The organism is Fibrobacter succinogenes subsp. succinogenes S85 (genome assembly GCF_000146505.1).
In the GTDB taxonomy this organism is placed as follows: domain Bacteria; phylum Fibrobacterota; class Fibrobacteria; order Fibrobacterales; family Fibrobacteraceae; genus Fibrobacter; species Fibrobacter succinogenes.
Genome location: NC_017448.1, coordinates 798,779 through 816,197 on the forward strand (window position 1 = coordinate 798,779; position 17,419 = coordinate 816,197).

Below are 17,419 nucleotides of genomic sequence, written 5' to 3' on the forward strand. Positions count from 1 at the left end.
ATCGGGAAAAACGACTTTTATTCGCACACTTATTTCACAACAACGTTCGCAACGCCATAATGCCCCGCATTACGCACAACAACTAGGTAATGCCCTGCATGGACACCTGTTGAAAAGCGAACCGTATTTGATGTTGTATGGATTTTTTCGACAACGGTTCCAATCGCAGAAACAAGGCTAACTTCGGTCACTCCGCGATTAGCAGGCGCAATGTTCGAGATGTCAATAACCTTGCCTTGCACTCTCACTTGCGGCACAGCGTCTTTAGCCCATCGCGCAACTTTTCGAACATTGGTCGTCGAATCTTGTTTTGAGCCGCCAGTATTGCTAGAATTCCCCGCAGCATACAGCGGAGCCAGAGCCTCCGCCCACAGGTGATGCATCGCCTGACCACCGCCTTCAGAATTCGGATGGACACCATCGCTTCCGAGGAGTTCCTGATGTTCGCGGAAATAGCTATAAAAGTCAGGGCCCTTCGGCAATTTATTGTCAAGAGCTTTTTAGGGCCCTCGCCCACCATCAACACAATTTCCTTGGCATTGCTACTTTTCCAGTTCGTCAAATAGCCATCGGTCAAGTAATCCGTCGTTGTAGATTCCGTATGCGCCGGGATTCCGCCAGAAACAAGCTTGTTCGGGGTAATGCCATAAGCAAGCCCCATACCGCATGCGACCGCTACAGTCGCAAAGCTTTTAAAAGAAAACATTCCAACACACTCCAATAATAAAACTACACCAAAAATAACAATCAATTTTTATTATACAAGAAATTAACGACTCTGCCCTGAATATTTTGGCGAACGATATAGTGCCCCTGCGGTAAATTAGACGTCGAAGTTTCCATATAATTGCCATTCATATCGAAAATTTTCACGGCCTCGGAATTTCCACGCAAGCGGAGTTTTTCAACAATCCGCGTCGTACTTGATTCCGGTGTATCTGAAGGATCCGTCACAGTTGACTCGTCTGCAGCGCCCTTTTCCACAAGCACTTCAACGCGGCCCGTATATTCAGTTTTATCGTCGCCTTTGACTATGTACTTGAACGAAGCCAAGCCTTTAAAATTTGCCTTCGGCGTAAAGCGAGCCGTGTAGCCATCTGCAAGCAATTCAACCGTTCCATTCTCTGCAGCAGATACGCTGTAAGTCGGTTTGACCGACTGGAATCCACACGTAATAGTACGCAAGTCAAAATTGCGTGAAGATTCGTCCGTAATGTGCATATGCGAAGCCCCGAGCCAGTTGATGTACTTTTCGATACGCACATAACCATCGCTTTCCTTGGTCATTGCGTCATCTTTATTGACATCGTAGCCCATAGCTTCTTCAAAGTAATCGGGCATGCCGTCCTTATCGGAATCCTTCGCGGCAGTCCCTGCAATCACTTCGCCCCAGCCGTTGTTCGTTTTGATGCCCATGTCGGCAACGCTTTTTACGAGTGCGCCCGCACATCACCGCCGAAGAAGCGAAAAAGTCGGTGCAGTTGCTCGAAGAATGCGAACTGATTAAAAAAGATAAAAGCGGAAAATACGTGCTGACGGAGAATTCCATCACCACGGGTGACCGCACGTCGAAACTCGCGCTCCGCGGCTACCACCAGCATTGCCTAAAGCTCGCCGCCGATTCCATCGACCGCGACCCGCCCGGCAGCCGCCACATTTCAGGACTCACGCTCGGCATCAGCCAAGAAGGCTACGAACGCATCGTGGAACGCATCAACGCCTTCCGCAAGGAAATCGCGCTCATCGCCGAAGAAGACCAAAATAGCGACAAAGTCTTTCAGCTAGAGTTTGCGATGTTCCCCGTCGGCGGGAAGTAAAGATTACTTCGCAACGGAATAAAAAAAACAGCTTCTGCAGTGACAAATTGCAAGCCCAATTTTTACTAGCGAATATAAGTTTTTTTCCTAAATTCACCAATTTGTGCAAAGCCATTCTTTAAAAAAGTCACAAGATCTTTTTCCTTCAGCTTTAGCATATTTTTCCATTGTAATAAACCAGCACGGCTCAGATGGATGATTTGTATAAATGTAATCAATATTTTTTCCTTTAGTCCAGTCCCAAAAATCTTGTTTAAAACAACGCCAATAGTCTCCAGGATATCTAGAATTTCTTTTTCCCTTATCATCGAAAACACCTTCAACACAATCCTTAACCAACCTACTCATAAAAACGATGAGATTTGGTTTAAGAATACCTATAACATCGACCAAATTTTTGATAGCATATTCTCTATCATCTTTTTCTCCTCCATGTTTACTCCAAAATTTCTGCATATTTTGTTCACTTTCATCTGCTGGGCGTAAAAAATAATTGTAAAACGCAACTGATTTCCATGCATCCCTTTTTCCTGTAGCCAAATCCATTGTTTCTTGAACACGGTTACAAAATGTTGTATTACGCCATACGCCCCAAGTTTTACGCGTAGCGCAATTATTTTCTTCTTTAGAATTATGAATCACTGTTGGATTCATATACCATGTTGAAACATCGTGATGAACAATTGTACCATCAGGCATATAATGGCTATCTCCAACCAACAAGAGTTTTTTATGCTTACTCAAATCGTAATCATCTCCAACAAAAGGAAGCATGTACGCGTGATTCTTGTAAAAAGGCAGCTTTAATAAGTCATTATCATATTTGGACATTGTTACTCCTTGACAAAAGATTTTATAGAAAAACCACTATCGACTAAAAATAACATAAAAAGACATGGAAAAAGCCTTATACACTTTGCCATAAATGTCTCATCGAAGCAGCAGAATAATCAAATTCGCAGCGGAAATAAAAAGAGCCCGCTTCTGTGCGGGGGCAAACTACAGATTCAATTTTCACTATAAGCAAGTATAGCAAGGCCGCAGACCCCGAAGCTGTACATACTAGTACAGCGACAAAGTCTTTCAGCTAGAGTTCGCGATGGTTCCCGTCGGTGGGAAGTAAATTACTGCGAACGACCGCCCCAAACGCGACAGGAAGCCGCCACAAACGCAACAAAAAGCTGCGAGAAAATCATTATCGCATAAATGCACAAAGCCCGCCTTTCGGCGGGCTGTTGTGTTGCGAAAGTTGGATAAGCGAGCTTAGACAACTTTCATCTCGCTAAGCGGAACCGAGGTTACACGACGCGGGTCATGCCGCTCATGCGGTCACGCAGCCAAGCACCGACTTCTTCCACCGGATGTTGACGGATGTTCTTGTTAACCTTGATGAGTTCTTCGTTATCGACAGCGTTGGTATTGCCTTCGTTGAAGATATCGCCAATGTCGCCCTTCTTGACTTCGTTCTTCATGAAGTCAGCGAGGAGAGGAACGCACTTGTTAGCAAAGAGGTAGCAGCCGTATTCTGCGGTATCGCTGATGACGCGGTTCATTTCGAACAGCTTCTTACGAGCGATGAGGTTTGCAATGAGCGGAGTTTCGTGGAGGGATTCGTAGTAAGCGCTCATCGGCTTGATGCCCACAGAGCACATGGTTTCGAATGCGAGTTCCACACCGGCCTTGATCATAGCGGTCATGAGAACGCCACGGTCGAAGTATTCCTGTTCGGTAATCTGCTTGTCAGTTGCGGCAACCTTTTCGAATTCGAGTTCGCCGGTTTCGCCACGCCACTTGAGGAGGTCCTTGTCGCCAGCTTCCCAGTCGACCATCATCGTGCTGGAGAACTTGCCAGAGATGATGTTGTCCTGATGTTCCTGGTAGAGCGGCTTCATGATCTTCTTCATCTTTTCAGCAAGTTCCGTTGCGCGGATCTTAGCCGGGTTGGAGAGACGGTCCATCATGTTCGTGATACCACCATGTTTGAGGGCTTCGGAAATCGTTTCCCAGCCGTACTGGAGGAGCTTCACAGCGTAAGCCTTATCGATACCGAATTCCTTCACCATCTTGTCGTAGCAAAGGATCGTACCGGTCTGGAGCATACCGCAAAGGATGGTCTGTTCGCCCATGAGGTCAGACTTCACTTCGGCGACGAAAGAGCTTTCGAGAACGCCCGGACGGTCAGCGTGGAGACCAGCAGCGTAAGCCTTGGCATAGTCCCAGCCCTTGCCTTCAGGGTCGTTTTCCGGGTGGACAGCGATAAGGCACGGCATGCCGAAACCACGGAGGTATTCAGAACGAACTTCGGAACCCGGTCCCTTCGGAGCGACCATGATCACAGTGATGTCCTTGCGGATTTCCTGGCCTTCTTCGACGATGTTGAAGCCATGGCTGTAAGAAAGAGCTGCGCCCTTCTTCATGAGCTTCATGATAGCCGGGATCACGTTGTGGTGCTGCTTATCCGGTGTGAGGTTGCAAACGAGGTCTGCATCCGGAATCATTTCTTCATAAGTACCGACCTTGAAGCCGTTTTCAGTAGCGTTCTTCCAGGACTGGCGCTTCTGTTCGATGGCTTCCTTGCGGAGCGTGTAGGAAACATCCAAACCGCTATCGCGAAGGTCGAGACCCTGATGGAGACCCTGAGCACCGCAACCGACGAACACAATCTTCTTACCCTTGAGGGCTTCAACACCACGGCTGAATTCAGAATGTTCCATGAAACGGCAGTGGCCAATTTCTTCGAGTTGGCGACGCATAGGGATAGAGTTGAAATAATTCATTTTTTTGAACCTCTGTTAAATAAAATGTTCCAAGCGGAAAGATAGCAAAGTAAAGTGGAAAAAGTTACTAGTTTCCATCCACTAATTACTAGAAAACGTAAAAAAAAGGGACTGGAGGGGGAAGCCTCCCCCTGATTGCAGCCCCGGCACGCCGGGTCTTCCATCACCCCTACTCCTAGGGGCTCCGCCCCTAACACCCCGGATTCAGCTACAAGAGTTTCTTTTTGCACAAACAAATTAAATCAAATTCACGCAAACAAGGCCTAGATTCACGTTTTAATCCTTGAGACAACGAACTAAAAACTTTTCGTATTTGTTGAAGTTTAGCAAGCCCGCGTTTTCAGTTTCGGAAAACAGAATCATGCTGTATGCGGTTGAATAATTGGGTTCCGTAGAACTCCAGAAGTGCGTGCTGATAACATCAATAGGCAAAGCACTGAACCCGAAGGAATCTTCATTACAGTTATAACACCAGGCGCTCTTGGACTTGAGTTTGGGACCGGCCGTAGTCGCCCCCCCCAACTGTAGTAAGTAGGACTTCCCATTCGTCTTTATTCGGCAGGTGCCAACCACTGGGGCAAATTCCCTGCACATGGCCCGTAAAGTCGCACATTTTATCGTAACCGCAGTTCATTGGATTGATAGTATCGTTCGCCAATTTCACCGAATCAATAGCAGCAGCCCAAGTGTAAAGGCGACCTCCCACATGGCAATACTTCGCCTTATTGTCATAGCACCAGCTAGAGGAATCGCTAGTGTTGCTGTAGAATTTATATGGAACACGTGTGTAAGCATAATTGAGATTCTGTGCCATCCAAGTTTGCGAGCCAATGACAACGGTCTTGTATGTTTGACCATCACGCTCATCAGTCATGGAGCCATAGGTAACATCTGGATTCAGGCGAGCATACTTGGGTACATTCCAACTCCAACCATTGTCCCTGAGGCAACGAACAGAAAAGCCGTCATTTTTATAGTAGTCATACAGATGCATTTCCCCGCTGTTAGCGTCCAAATACACAAAACACACGCCGTTCATACAGCCCTTGTCACACAGCTCACTTCCACCACAGGACTCAGTAGAACTCCAGAATACCGTGAAGTCATTACTGCTTACAAAGTAATCGCCTCTACTATTCCATAAGCCAACAGGCAAAGCACTGAACCCGAAGGAGTCATCGCCGTTACCATCTTTAGCCCATCCGCTTTGAGACTTGAACCCGATATCTGCTAAACGTTTGGAACTAAACCGATCGAACAGTCTTCTCCATTCATCCATACTCGGTAGGTGCCAGCCCTCGGGACAAATGCCACGAATCATGTTTCCAAGGCCACAATACTTGTCGATCCCGCAGTCCAGTGGGTCCAAGCTATCATTAGCCAATTTCACCGAATCGATAGCAGCAGCCCAAGTGTAAAAGCGACCTCCTACATTGCAGTTTTTCGCCACATTTTTATAGCACCGATTATTGCCCTTAAGACTTGGAGTTGCGGAGCTGTCTGCATAGTTTAGATTCTCCGCCATCCACGTTTCAGAATACGGATGTCCTTTCGGGGCAATAGTCACAATCTTATAAACCTTGCCATCACGAGAATCAATCATAGTATCGTACTGTATTTCGGGATTCAAGTAAGTTTCTTTAGGCACATCCCAGCTCCAGGCAATCTGGGAACTAGACGATTGCTGAATTGATTCAGAACTACTGCTTGACTTTACAGAACTCGATGACGAGGACTTAGCCTTTTCACTGCTAGAAGAATTCTTCTGAACGCTAGAACTCGAAGACTTTACTCGAGATCCTGATGAACTCAGCTTTTCCGACGAACTAGAACTAATCTTGCTTACCGGTTCATCACCCGCACTAACGGAATTACTATCATCTCCGCCACATGCAGCAAGGAACAACAATAAACAAGAAATAGCAATGCATTTTTTGCCAATAACAATATCAAAGCTCATAAAATCTTCTAAATTAAAATTACCCCACAAATATAAATTATTTCTTCCAAAATAACGAAAGAATGGTTTCCCCATGCCCATCACAAATAAAGCTACCGTCACGCAATGGAACGAAGAAAAAGGATTCGGTTTTGCAACCGCAAACGGAACAAAATATTTTGTCCATATTTCAGCTTTAGGGCATCCCGTGAGACCGCCTAAAGTCGGTGATACAATCATCATCTACAACTTCGGCAAAACTGAGAAAGGCGCAAGAATCGAAAAAGGAATTCTCGATGGTGTCGCCTCACGAGACGAGCAAGTAACCTCCCCAGTACGCAAAAATTATCGTAAGACGAAAAAATCCAAGATCGCTGTGATAGTCGCGATATGCATTGCGTTAGCATTCGCATTCGACATATACGTAGTTTACACAACCCCCGATGATGCCCCCCGCAAGAAAAAAGTCTGCCTATTAAAAGAAAATCCCGCCGAAAAGGAATACACATCAAGGCTTCATGTTGCAAAGTACATCTGCGACAACGGACAACTTCCTTCAAACTACATCACCAAAAGCGAAGGCAAAAGACTCTACGAGCAGAAAACCGGTCGCAATTTTACCAAATGGAATTTCAATCCTCTCACGACGCTCGGCGTGATGATTGGCGGCGACAACTTCGACAATCGCGAAGGACAACTGCCTCAAGGAACATGGTACGAAGCCGATGTTGATTACTTCGGAAACAATCGCGGCACAAACCGCCTTATCTATAGCAGCGGTTGCAATATCTATTACACCGGCAACCATTACAAAACATTCAATAAAATTGAATTTGGAAATTGATTAGGTAATTGCGCATTCCAGATAAATTTCCTACCCTTCCAATTTCCAGCCGCAATCATTGTGGTAAATCATCTGGCGAGTCATACCGCCATCGATGCAGATGTTTTCGCCGGTGATAAAGCCGGCCTTGTCGCTTGCAAGGTAAAGAACCATATTTGCGATATCAAGAGGATTGCCGACACGACCCGCAGGCTGCTGAGTGGCATCAGGACCTTCGTAGACTTTGAAATCCGTATCAATCCAGCCCGGCGAAATTGAATTCACACGCACACGGCCCGCAAAACTCACAGCTAGCGCATGCGTGAGAGCTGCAATCCCGCCCTTCGCTGCCGTATAACTTTCCGTTTGCGGTTGGCTCATACGGTCGCGAGATGACGAGATATTTATAATGCTAGCACCCTTTGCAAAATGCGGCGCAAAAAGTTTTGCGAGGTAAAATGGGGCCGTCACGCCGACAGCTAACGCATAACTGAATTCCTCGTAGCTACATTCGTCAATACCTTTCATGAGCGGGAGTGCGTTATTTACTAGCACATCCACATGACCGTATTTTTCGATGACGAATTGCGCAAACTTTTCCAAAGTCTCTTTCTTTGAAAGATCCCCGACAAAACAAGGATTTTCGCGGATATCAATGTACACGACATTCGCGCCCTCTTTTTCAAATTCACTCACTATGGAAGCGCCAATCCCATGTGCTCCGCCCGTCACCACGACCACTTTATTTTCAAACAATTTCATAAGAGTAAATATACATTCCTGTTCTTCTGGCAAGAACGGCCGACAATCATAGGCGACAAAATCAAGCTTTTTGCAAACGGTTGGTTGCAAAATTTAGGGATTTCTCTTTTTTCAAATATTTCAATTGTAGATTTGGACTCCAAGTTTTTACTTGGAGTCCTTTTCAATATAGACGTAAAGAAAATTTCTTGACAGGAGAAAAGATTTTTCATATATTATGAATGTAATAACAAAACCAAAAATTCTAAAAGCAGTAAGGCTTATGTCCCAAAAAGAGCAAGTTCTTTCGCCAAATTGGTAAGAGACTTGCACGAGAAAGGGCCTGTCCTACCCAACTGGCCGAACTACAAAAAACTTGTGAACACAAATACGCATCATTGCCACCTATCATACCACTGGGCGGCATGCTGGATTGAAACGATTAAAGGAATCGAACTGGAGGTCACCTATGTTGGAAGCCGTGAAAATGCGCCTTACTAGCAAGGCAAAAAACGGGACCGTTTTTACATTCGAAGGGAAAAACATCCCCGATTATCTCGTCATATTTTTAAAGTCCGCTTTTCCAAATGTAGAGGAAATCAAGAGCGAAGACAATGAAGAATCCATAAATATTATGGATACCGACTGGTTCAAGGAAACGGAAGCCAGGTCCACTCCCGCTGAAAGCTTAAAGCTTTTGCGAACGACCTTCGGCTACACGCAACAACAGCTGGCAGACAAAGCAGGAATTACAAAGCAACAAGTATCTGCAATGGAACGAGGCAAAGAGCCTATCGGACGCAAAATGGCACATCGTCTCGCCAACGCTCTCGGAACTAGCTACAAGAACCTGTTCTGGTAACCTTCTTTCTGCAAAAAGCCTTTACTTCGCGAATCCCGGAGGGGGCAAGTGCATACCCGCCATCAGGAGTTTGTTTTCACGAGCGTATTGCATAATGCGTTTGCGGCTTGCAGCGGATTTTTCCTTGTCCATATCGTAATTGGAATTGATTTCGGGATGATTCTTTTGCAAAGCATAGCCGTGCATCAAATCGCCGATTACTAGCAAGTTTGAAATTTTGAAAGCGGTATGTCCCGGCGTGTGGCCAACGGCATCCATCGCAAGCACTCCATGCGGGAGGCTGTCTCCGAACGCAAACAAATGAAGACTATCTTTATAAAGAGCCATGATGTTCTTTTGCAAATCATTTTTCGGGATGTTGTTCATCCAAGCATCATATTCCACCTTGCCCGCATAAACGGAAGCATTTTTAAAAACCTTTTCCATCTTTCCGGTGCCACCGCTTTTCACAAGACCTGCAATGTGGTCTGCATGGAAATGCGTCAAGTAGACAAGACCGATGGAATCCGGATTCACTTTCAAAGCATCAAGACGCTTTAAAAGCTGTCCGCCCCACGCGCCAAGACCAGCATCAAACAAAATGTACTTACCATCCGTTTTTACCAAGAACGTGCTGACAGAAGCAGGGAGCCCTGCCGGCATATTCAAACTTTCGTAAAGTGAATCGCTTGCATCGCTGAAAAGTTCGCGAGGCATAAATTTTTTACCCTCGTTATCCTGAATCCAGGTGACAACAGCTCCGTTCGCAAGCGTAATGGTTTTCGTTCCCTCAACAGCAAGCGTACTCTCTTTTGCAGGAGCCTCAAAATTTGACGCCACCTTACTTTCCGCAGAATCTTTCGTGGAATTTTTTGATTCGTTGCAACCAACGACAGTCAAAGCAAGCGCTGCGATAAAAGGAATAAAAATATTGTCAAACAGTTTCATAAGAATAAATATATACTAAAAGACGCAGGATTACATTCGCAAACTTGACACACAAGACTCATTATCCTATTCTTTCTGCAAATGCTCCAGTTTTTCGATGTCACAAGAGATGCCCCCTGGTTTCCGCAGGTCAAGGCGCTGTACGAATCGGCGTTCCCGGCGAACGAACGCATTCCAATAAAGCATTTGCTCGACGATAAAATCAAGCGAGAATTTTGGGCATTTTTCGACAAGGAAGATGGCAAGAACGCCGCGGCTCCCAAGTTCTGCGGGTTCTCGAACTCCATCACGCACGGGAGCATTACGAACATCGTCTATTTCGCAGTCGTTCCAGAACTGCGCAGTCGCGGATACGGCTCACAAATTCTGCAAGTCATTCGCGAACAACACCCCGACACACGCATCGTTGTCGATATCGAAGTCGAAGAAGATTCCAAGGACGCCGAGGAACTCGAACGCAGAAATCGCCGCCGCGAATTTTATTTACGCAACGGCTTTGGCTCCTCCCCCTTTGATTACGTCTGGCAAGGCGAGCACTACCGCCTGCTCACCGCAGGCGGCACAGTCACCGAAAAGGAATTCCGTGACTTCTGGAAAGAAATTCTGAAGAACGTCCCCGGAGCAAAGTACCCGTAAAAATCTGAAAATCAACAGCCACTTCGGCAGCACCAGGGCTCCAAAAAAAATGGCCCAAATCCCAGGAATCCATCCAATTTTTCTGATTTTTTCAGCGTCAAAACGCTTGCGAACCCGCATAAAATAAGGTATATTCAGAAAGTAGATCTTATAGAGGCTCTTTATGAGCTGAGGTAAAACTTTAGTTGCTGCAAAATATAGAGTTTTTTGGGGTGAACACGAAGATTTCTCAAGTGCTGTTATGCAAACTTGGGGCTTTGATAACTTTAATCCATAAAATATTTATTAGGAAGTGAATATTGTTTCAGATGACTCGAAAATTTTTTTTCTTATGCAGCTTTGCTTTTGTGTTTGTATGCACTTCGTGTGATGGAAAGGCCCTTTTTGAAGGCTATGGAGAGTTTCATTTTAAGAAAAAAACTTCAGATGGGAAACAAATGGAACGTTGTGTGATTGAAGGAAAAAAACTTTCGGTATATGAAGAGAATGTTGAGGCTGATTTTTGGAGTCGTCTGTATTTCTCCATTGGTGCGAAAAATTTAAACCGTGTTTATCGATTTGCTTATGAAAATGAATCAGAAAAAGAATTTTTTGGAACATATCAATTTCCTGTAACGACGGGAATAGGGGCTATTCATGAAAATACTGGTATGGTTGTTGTAGAAACATCCGATTTAATAACAATTTTCTATAATAAGGAACCTGTAGATGGTTTTTTCATAGAGAAAAACCCATTTTCAAAAAAAATACTTTTTGTATTTAAGTCTAGATTGTCGGAATTAAAACGTAAAGAAGGAGTGTGTTTTTATTATATATAAGTTTATTTTGTTGTTTTTTATTTGTGTTGTATCAAAACTCTTTTATGCCTTGACGAACGCGGCAATGTCATTGTGGCTCATTCGCCTCTCAGATCTTATAGGTGCTCTTTGGGGGCTGAGGTAAAACTATCCCTTTGAAAAAGTGGTATATTGTCCTAAAAGAGTTTTATCATGTTTAGTTAAGTCTTATAGGGATTCTTTAAAAGCCGAGGCAAGCAATGATAATCGCGATCAACAAAGATGATCCGTGGTGGGAAAAGACCCGCGCTTTCGCGAAAGATTGCCCATGGCTGCCGGGGCGTCGTTTAGCCGAGCGAATGTCAAAAAACGATTTCCTAGACTGGGAAAAAGTTTTCGTTGCTGTACACGGTGAAGATGTTGTCGGCTTTTGCGTTCTCGAGGAGAACGGGAACACTCCTGCGCAATTCAATTGCAGCCCCTTTATTAACCTCGTTTACGTTGGCGAAGAATTCCGGGGAGAGCGGCTATCCAAAAGCTTAATTGACGCAGCGCTTGATTACGCCCAAAGGCTCGGCTATAAAAAAGTTTATCTTAAAAGCGAACATCACGGGCTGTACGAAAAATACGGATTCAAAAAAATTGCAGATTTTAAGCCAACGGTCGGGCTTGCGAACCAACTGTTTGAAATAGAAATTTCAGTTTAACGTTAGCCTTTTAGCACTCATTCGTGGCAAAAAAATTTTTTGACTTTTCCGCCCTTTTTATCCTATATTAAAAGTATGAAATACTTAAAAATGTTTTGTAGGGGTCTGCTAGGGTTATTTATGACCTACGCAGGTTTCAGTCACTTGACCATCGCTAGGCAGGAATTCCTAGCGCAGGTCCCATCGTGGTTTCCGCAGAATCCGGGATTCCTGGATTTCGTGGTATTGGCCTCGGGCGTCGTCGAGATTTTGCTCGGCCTCAGCATGATATTCTTGTACAAGCACAAGGGTACGGTTGGCGTACTGCTTGCTCTGTTCTACGTTGCTATTTTCCCGGGCAACATCAGCCAGTACGTGAACGGCATCAGCGCTTTCGGGCTCGATACTGACCAGGCCCGATTCATCCGCCTGTTCTTCCAGCCGGTATTGATTGCCTGGGCGCTCTGGTCCACTGACGGCGTGCAGAAGCTCAAGGAATGGCGAAATCGCTATTGCAACAAACGCAAAGAAAGCAAGTAAGCGAGTTCATTAAAAGTCAATTTTTCACAACCGGGTACCTATAAATCCACGCCAAACCACGTTTTTATAGGTACTCCAAACCCACAGCGCAAGAATTGCGCAAAAGTCCTAAAAAGGCGGAATCTCCGTAAAAAAAACGCCCATCCCTAAAAATGCGCCTGTAGTCACAAATGTCCACAGGCGTTTATTTAATTTTTGCCAAACTATATTTTGAGTATATATTTACAGGAAAACCGTTCCGCAGGGACCATTTAAAAGGCGTTGTTTATGGGATATTCAAATTTTTTCACAGTGGCTGCATTCGGCACGCTATTTGCTATCTCCCCCACATTGGCCATCGACATTACCGTTGATGCAAATGCGGGCATCAAGAAAATTTCGCCGTACCTTTACGGGCGAAACATCGACAAAATCAGCGATGGCGACGCTGAGGTGACCGAAGAAGAGTCTGCCTTCATCAACCAGATGCTCGAAGCAGGCATCCACATGTTGCGAGCGAACAACGGCAACAATGCCACGCGCTACAATTGGCGTCACAAAATGACAGTTCACCCCGACTGGTATAACAACGTGTACTCGCACGATTGGGCAATTACTGCACAAAAGGTGCTTGACAAGATGCCGGGAGTCGACGCCATGTACGCCTTCCAGCTCACAGGCTATGCAGCTAGCAGCACTGACTACAACTTTCCCGACTGGAACTGGAAACAAGAACACGGCACGTACGCAACGCAAACGTTCGACCTTGCGGGCGGCGGCGAAGTCTCAGAAGACGGCAAGACGCTCATCAAGGCAGGCGACCCATCGCTTTACAACATGGAATGGCCGGCCGATTCTACGGTAGCCATTATCCCTCATTGGAAAGACGAACTCAAGTTCGACATGAGCCGTTTTAAATATTGGAGCATGGATAACGAGATGGAAATCTGGCGCGGCACGCACAACGATTTGGATTTGCCCGTCACGGGAGACTTTCTCGTTGAGCGTTACATCGACGTAGCCAAGAAGGCTCGTGCCGCTTGGGGCGACATTAAGCTTACCGGTCCTGTTGCAGCAAACGAATGGCAATGGTGTTCCGTATCTTCGTACAACAAGGAAGACCGCCCTAAAGGCGAAGACCGCAACTACTGTTGGCTAGAATACTTTATCATGAAAGTTGCCGAAGAACAGAAAAAATCTGGTGTTCGCCTACTCGATGTTTTCGACATTCACTGGTACCCGACAGAAAAGGATTACGAATCACGCGTGAACTGGCATCGAGTCTTGTTTGATACAACCTATAACTATCCAGGCGCAAACGGCATAAAGATGGTCGGTGGCAACTGGGACAATAAAGTTACCAAGGAGTACATTTTCGTGCGCATCAACCAGTGGCTCGAAAAATACTTCGGCAAGGATCACGGCATCACGCTCGGCATTACCGAAACAAGCATCATTGACAACGACCCCATGGTAACGGCCCTCACTTACGCATCGTTCCTCGGCACCATGCAAGATAACGGCGTGGAGATTTTCACCCCGTGGACGTGGGGCGACGGAATGTACGAAACGGTGCACCTGTTCAGCCGCTACGGCCACCCGAACCGAGTGCAGTCGACTTCAAGTAATGATTCGCTGGTATCCGCCTACAGTTCTATCAGCAACAAGGGCGATTCGCTCACAGTCATCTTCGTGAACCGCGCTGAAAAGGACGCACAAGAAATCAACCTCGATCTTGCGAACTTCGCCTCCGACGGAACAGTCAAAACACTCACCTTGCAAAATCTCCAAGGCGAAACGTTCGTTTCGCACACAAGCAACGCCTTGAAAGAGAACGCAGTTGAAGCAAATGCGCAGGGCGGAACGACCACTGCGACGGGCTACAGCATAAACAGATTCAAGATGACGCTCCCTGCAAAATCCATCACCGCGGTGCTACTCACTACGACTACGCCAAAACAAATCGACGCCATAGCCCCCACGAGAAGCACACTCTCAGGGAACCTGCTGCACCAGGAAAACGGCAACTGGTTTATCGACAACGGTTCAGGGAAAGTGCGCCGTATAAACGTGTTCAACAGTCTCGGGCAAAGCGTACTGCGAATACAACAGCCCGCCCGCGGAAACTTCCGCATTGCAAGCGAAGTGCTCAGCAAAGGCAATTTCATTGTGCGCATAGAAACTGCAAGCGGAACGCAAATGCAAAAAATAACAGTGAAGTAGAATTTATCTATAGCAACAACTAACGAAAGCCTATCATACCAGAACGCTAATCAATCAAGTCGTTCTGGAATCTCGACAGGTGTTCGAACGGCAAGATTTGGCGACCTCTAAACAGTCCGCAGCCATCGTTGATCAATTGATTGTTGATGGCCTTGAACATGTTCACGTCCAGCTTTGAAAGCTCAAGTTCCTGCAATTTTGTCAGGCGCTCATAAGCATCGTCAAAGTAAACGCACTCGCCACTCGGAATTTGGTCATGTTTGGAACGACGCGTTTCTTGAGTCTTTTCATACCCGAAGTGATTTGCATCACCGATTTCGGCAAAGTCATCCATATCTTTTGTTCTAAGTTGTACTTCCGTATAGCAACGCGCAAGATTATCATACATCGTTATGTGCAACGATTGATAACCGGAGCTTCGCGGAGTCGCCACCGAATCATGGTAATACGGTTGAACAGCATCTTTCAGCAAGTCGCAATGGCCGCCATCCTTGTGTCTTGAAATTTCTGGAGTAAATCCACGTTCTTCCAAAAATTCAGGCATGACGTTCGCAATTTCGTAAAGATACTTCCGTTCAACTTCGCTCCGTTCCTCACCTTTTTTGATATGGCAAGCAGGCATCGAAATGACAATACGGTAAGCAATCAAGTCGCGAAAATTCAGTGTGCTTTTTATTTCGGCTTCAGATGGGAACACCCCATTTTTCTTGTAATAGTTATAAACAAATTCAAGGATATATCCATTAAATTTTTCTTCGGCGCGAATCAATGACTTGATGCGTCCTTTGAACGTAAACGCCAAGAAGGGATATTCCCTCGTCATGTACTTGTAGAATTCTTTTATTCGTTGAGATTGCGAAGTCAAGAAGTCATTGTGTTCTAGCAATTCAATAATCTGAATCAAAAAATTCGAATGCGCAAGATCAATGCTATTATGCGTTTCCTTAGCACTGTTTCTGAGATCATTTGAATATTGGTGCAAAATTTTCAGCACCGTGTTTCCAGAAAACAGATAGTCATTCAAAGAAATCATCTTACGCCTCCCGAGCAAGAATTCTTGCGGTTTTTACGTGTCAAAATATAACAAAAGCTCTTGCGAATTCTAGTGAAATAAGGTAAATTACAAAACAAATATTTTTTCGCATTTCAAAACATTACGTATGATGTAAAAGAGATTTTCACGAATTGTAACAAATTACAAAAACTTAAAAAAATTTTGATCTTGAATATTTAGGATAAAATTTTATGGAAAACAGAGAACTCAAAATCCACGGCATTTACAAGCACTTCAAGAACCGCTACTACATTGTCGAAGGAGTCGCAAAACATTCCGAGACCGACGAAGAATACGTCATCTACCGCAAGCTCTACGGAGATAACGCCATGTGGATTCGAGAGAAATCCATGTTCTTAAGCGAAGTTGATCACGAAAAATATCCTGAAGTCAAGCAAAAATGGCGTTTTGAAGAAGTTGAGCTTGGACAACAGTAATTACACCTTTTCAGCTTCTCACCCGCATAACGAATTTTCTATCTTTCTAGTCATGCTCGACTATTCTCAAGTTCCAAGTCCCTGTTTCGTACTTGACGAAACGCGTCTCCGCCGCAATATGGAAATCCTCGACGATATCCAGAAAAAGACCGGCGTCAAAATCATCTGCGCCCTCAAGGGTTACAGCTTCTGGCGTTCTTTCCCGCTCATCGGCGAATACCTCGCCGGCGCCACCGCCTCTAGCCTCAACGAAGCCCGCCTCGCGCGCGAAGAGATGAACAAGGAAGTCCACGTCTTTGCGCCCGTCTACGAAGACGACGAAATCGACGCCATCCTCGATGCAGCGGACCACATCACGTTCAACAGCTTTTCGCAGTGGCAGCGTTACAAGGACAAGACGCTAGCCCACGGCGTCAGTGCCGGCATCCGCGTGAACCCGGAATTTTCGACAGTCGAAACCGACCTTTACAACCCCTGCGGCAAGTTCTCCCGCCTCGGCGTGACCGAAAAGGAATTCAAGCCCGAACTCCTCGATGGCATTGACGGACTCCACTTCCATGCACTTTGCGAACAAGATGCCGACGCCCTAGAAGGCGTTCTCGCCGCATTTGAAAAGCACTTCGGCAAGTACCTCCCGCAAATGAAGTGGGTGAACTTCGGCGGTGGCCACCACATCACCCGCAAGGACTACCACCGCGACGAACTCGTGCGCATTCTCAAGGATTTCTCCGCACGTTACCCGCACTTGCAGGTCATCATGGAACCGGGCGAAGCTATCGGCTGGCAGACCGGTGAACTTGTCACAAGCGTTGGCGACATCGTCCACAACGAAATGGACATCGCAATACTCAACGTTTCCATCAGCGCCCACATGCCGGACTGCCTCGAAATGCCTTACCGTCCAAGCGTCATCGGCGCCGCATTCCCGGGCGAAAAGGCACACACGTATAAGCTCACGGGCAATTCCTGCCTCGCAGGCGATCAGCTCGGTGACTTCTCGTTCGACGAACCGCTCAAGGTCGGCGACCGCATCATCTTCGAAGACATGATCCACTACACCATGGTCAAGACCACGTTCTTCAACGGTGTGCGCCACCCGAGCATCGGCAAGTTCGACGAAAACGGCAAGTTCCACCTGCTGCACAAATTCACGTACGAGCAGTTTAAGGAGAAGCTGTAGCGCCGTAAGCACAGTGGTTAGT

18 protein-coding genes are annotated in these 17,419 nt (G+C 46.0%); 10 read left to right on the plus strand and 8 right to left on the minus strand.

Annotated features, from left to right (window positions below; translation table 11 throughout):
• Positions 1–29 precede the first annotated feature (29 nt).
• Complete coding sequence (locus FSU_RS03425; protein WP_014545293.1) at positions 30–482, minus strand: hypothetical protein; 453 nt, start codon at positions 480–482, stop codon at positions 30–32.
• A 265-nt stretch (positions 483–747) separates the two neighbouring features.
• A complete protein-coding gene (locus FSU_RS03430) occupies positions 748–1,416 on the minus strand; it encodes an Ig-like domain-containing protein (protein ID WP_012820152.1) in 669 nt (222 codons plus the stop codon).
• 20 nt (positions 1,417–1,436) lie between these two features.
• Between FSU_RS03430 and FSU_RS03435 the strand changes: the two genes are divergently transcribed.
• Complete coding sequence (locus FSU_RS03435; protein WP_012820153.1) at positions 1,437–1,817, plus strand: DUF4423 domain-containing protein; 381 nt, start codon at positions 1,437–1,439, stop codon at positions 1,815–1,817.
• A gap of 93 nt (positions 1,818–1,910) precedes the next feature.
• Here the strand turns inward: FSU_RS03435 and FSU_RS03440 are convergent, their stop codons facing one another.
• The 3 genes from FSU_RS03440 to FSU_RS15835 form a co-directional block, all read right to left on the minus strand.
• Positions 1,911–2,648, minus strand: a complete 738-nt coding sequence (locus FSU_RS03440; protein ID WP_012820154.1) for a hypothetical protein — start codon at positions 2,646–2,648, stop codon at positions 1,911–1,913.
• Between the two features lie 467 nt (positions 2,649–3,115).
• The gene (gene ilvC / locus FSU_RS03445; protein ID WP_012820155.1) at positions 3,116–4,594 is read right to left on the minus strand and encodes a ketol-acid reductoisomerase; all 1,479 of its coding nucleotides are present in this window, start codon (positions 4,592–4,594) and stop codon (positions 3,116–3,118) included.
• Positions 4,595–5,057: 463 nt separating this feature from the next.
• Entirely contained in the window at positions 5,058–6,554 is a 1,497-nt protein-coding gene (locus tag FSU_RS15835; RefSeq protein WP_157747924.1) for an FISUMP domain-containing protein, read from the minus strand.
• Between the two features lie 73 nt (positions 6,555–6,627).
• On the opposite strand from FSU_RS15835, the gene FSU_RS16045 reads away from it, so the two are divergent.
• The gene (locus FSU_RS16045) at positions 6,628–7,377 is read left to right on the plus strand and encodes a ribonuclease domain-containing protein (RefSeq protein WP_012820157.1); all 750 of its coding nucleotides are present in this window, start codon (positions 6,628–6,630) and stop codon (positions 7,375–7,377) included.
• A gap of 30 nt (positions 7,378–7,407) precedes the next feature.
• On the opposite strand, the gene FSU_RS03460 is transcribed toward FSU_RS16045, so the two are convergent.
• The gene (locus FSU_RS03460; RefSeq protein ID WP_012820158.1) at positions 7,408–8,118 is read right to left on the minus strand and encodes an SDR family NAD(P)-dependent oxidoreductase; all 711 of its coding nucleotides are present in this window, start codon (positions 8,116–8,118) and stop codon (positions 7,408–7,410) included.
• Positions 8,119–8,566: 448 nt separating this feature from the next.
• On the opposite strand from FSU_RS03460, the gene FSU_RS16255 reads away from it, so the two are divergent.
• Complete coding sequence (locus FSU_RS16255; protein ID WP_012820159.1) at positions 8,567–8,959, plus strand: helix-turn-helix transcriptional regulator; 393 nt, start codon at positions 8,567–8,569, stop codon at positions 8,957–8,959.
• Positions 8,960–8,980: 21 nt separating this feature from the next.
• Here the strand turns inward: FSU_RS16255 and FSU_RS03470 are convergent, their stop codons facing one another.
• A complete protein-coding gene (locus tag FSU_RS03470; RefSeq protein WP_012820160.1) occupies positions 8,981–9,886 on the minus strand; it encodes an MBL fold metallo-hydrolase in 906 nt (301 codons plus the stop codon).
• Between the two features lie 81 nt (positions 9,887–9,967).
• Between FSU_RS03470 and FSU_RS03475 the strand changes: the two genes are divergently transcribed.
• The 5 genes from FSU_RS03475 (at position 9,968) to FSU_RS03495 (ending at position 14,726) form a co-directional block, all read left to right on the plus strand.
• A complete protein-coding gene (locus FSU_RS03475) occupies positions 9,968–10,522 on the plus strand; it encodes a GNAT family N-acetyltransferase (RefSeq protein WP_012820161.1) in 555 nt (184 codons plus the stop codon).
• A gap of 308 nt (positions 10,523–10,830) precedes the next feature.
• On the plus strand, positions 10,831–11,340 hold the full coding sequence (locus tag FSU_RS16510; RefSeq protein WP_012820162.1) for a hypothetical protein: 510 nt from the start codon (positions 10,831–10,833) through the stop codon (positions 11,338–11,340).
• A 218-nt stretch (positions 11,341–11,558) separates the two neighbouring features.
• The gene (locus tag FSU_RS03485) at positions 11,559–12,005 is read left to right on the plus strand and encodes a GNAT family N-acetyltransferase (RefSeq protein ID WP_012820163.1); all 447 of its coding nucleotides are present in this window, start codon (positions 11,559–11,561) and stop codon (positions 12,003–12,005) included.
• A 75-nt stretch (positions 12,006–12,080) separates the two neighbouring features.
• Positions 12,081–12,524: a DoxX family protein gene (locus FSU_RS03490; protein WP_012820164.1), complete on the plus strand. Its 444-nt coding sequence runs from the start codon at positions 12,081–12,083 to the stop codon at positions 12,522–12,524.
• Between the two features lie 267 nt (positions 12,525–12,791).
• Positions 12,792–14,726: a glycoside hydrolase family 44 protein gene (locus FSU_RS03495; RefSeq protein ID WP_012820165.1), complete on the plus strand. Its 1,935-nt coding sequence runs from the start codon at positions 12,792–12,794 to the stop codon at positions 14,724–14,726.
• A 46-nt stretch (positions 14,727–14,772) separates the two neighbouring features.
• On the opposite strand, the gene FSU_RS03500 is transcribed toward FSU_RS03495, so the two are convergent.
• A complete protein-coding gene (locus tag FSU_RS03500; RefSeq protein ID WP_012820166.1) occupies positions 14,773–15,759 on the minus strand; it encodes a nucleotidyltransferase family protein in 987 nt (328 codons plus the stop codon).
• Positions 15,760–15,971: 212 nt separating this feature from the next.
• Here FSU_RS03500 and FSU_RS03505 point away from each other — a divergent pair, with 212 nt between their 5' ends.
• Positions 15,972–16,217 (plus strand): DUF1653 domain-containing protein, encoded by a 246-nt coding sequence (locus FSU_RS03505; RefSeq protein WP_012820167.1) that lies wholly within the window; start codon positions 15,972–15,974, stop codon positions 16,215–16,217.
• A 52-nt stretch (positions 16,218–16,269) separates the two neighbouring features.
• Positions 16,270–17,397: a carboxynorspermidine decarboxylase gene (nspC, locus tag FSU_RS03510; protein WP_012820168.1), complete on the plus strand. Its 1,128-nt coding sequence runs from the start codon at positions 16,270–16,272 to the stop codon at positions 17,395–17,397.
• Positions 17,398–17,419 lie beyond the last annotated feature (22 nt).

What these genes read in the sequence shown, in the direction of transcription:
- FSU_RS03430 (WP_012820152.1), bottom strand. Translation starts at nt 1,416, where the DNA reads ATGGGCATCAAAACGAACAACGGCTGGGGCGAAGTGATTGCAGGGACT.
- FSU_RS03440 (WP_012820154.1), bottom strand. Translation starts at nt 2,648, where the DNA reads ATGTCCAAATATGATAATGACTTATTAAAGCTGCCTTTTTACAAGAAT.
- ilvC (WP_012820155.1), bottom strand. Translation starts at nt 4,594, where the DNA reads ATGAATTATTTCAACTCTATCCCTATGCGTCGCCAACTCGAAGAAATT.
- FSU_RS15835 (WP_157747924.1), bottom strand. Translation starts at nt 6,554, where the DNA reads ATGAGCTTTGATATTGTTATTGGCAAAAAATGCATTGCTATTTCTTGT.
- FSU_RS16045 (WP_012820157.1), top strand. Translation starts at nt 6,628, where the DNA reads ATGCCCATCACAAATAAAGCTACCGTCACGCAATGGAACGAAGAAAAA.
- FSU_RS03460 (WP_012820158.1), bottom strand. Translation starts at nt 8,118, where the DNA reads ATGAAATTGTTTGAAAATAAAGTGGTCGTGGTGACGGGCGGAGCACAT.
- FSU_RS16255 (WP_012820159.1), top strand. Translation starts at nt 8,567, where the DNA reads ATGTTGGAAGCCGTGAAAATGCGCCTTACTAGCAAGGCAAAAAACGGG.
- FSU_RS03470 (WP_012820160.1), bottom strand. Translation starts at nt 9,886, where the DNA reads ATGAAACTGTTTGACAATATTTTTATTCCTTTTATCGCAGCGCTTGCT.
- FSU_RS03475 (WP_012820161.1), top strand. Translation starts at nt 9,968, where the DNA reads ATGCTCCAGTTTTTCGATGTCACAAGAGATGCCCCCTGGTTTCCGCAG.
- FSU_RS16510 (WP_012820162.1), top strand. Translation starts at nt 10,831, where the DNA reads ATGACTCGAAAATTTTTTTTCTTATGCAGCTTTGCTTTTGTGTTTGTA.
- FSU_RS03485 (WP_012820163.1), top strand. Translation starts at nt 11,559, where the DNA reads ATGATAATCGCGATCAACAAAGATGATCCGTGGTGGGAAAAGACCCGC.
- FSU_RS03490 (WP_012820164.1), top strand. Translation starts at nt 12,081, where the DNA reads ATGAAATACTTAAAAATGTTTTGTAGGGGTCTGCTAGGGTTATTTATG.
- FSU_RS03495 (WP_012820165.1), top strand. Translation starts at nt 12,792, where the DNA reads ATGGGATATTCAAATTTTTTCACAGTGGCTGCATTCGGCACGCTATTT.
- FSU_RS03500 (WP_012820166.1), bottom strand. Translation starts at nt 15,759, where the DNA reads ATGATTTCTTTGAATGACTATCTGTTTTCTGGAAACACGGTGCTGAAA.
- FSU_RS03505 (WP_012820167.1), top strand. Translation starts at nt 15,972, where the DNA reads ATGGAAAACAGAGAACTCAAAATCCACGGCATTTACAAGCACTTCAAG.
- nspC (WP_012820168.1), top strand. Translation starts at nt 16,270, where the DNA reads ATGCTCGACTATTCTCAAGTTCCAAGTCCCTGTTTCGTACTTGACGAA.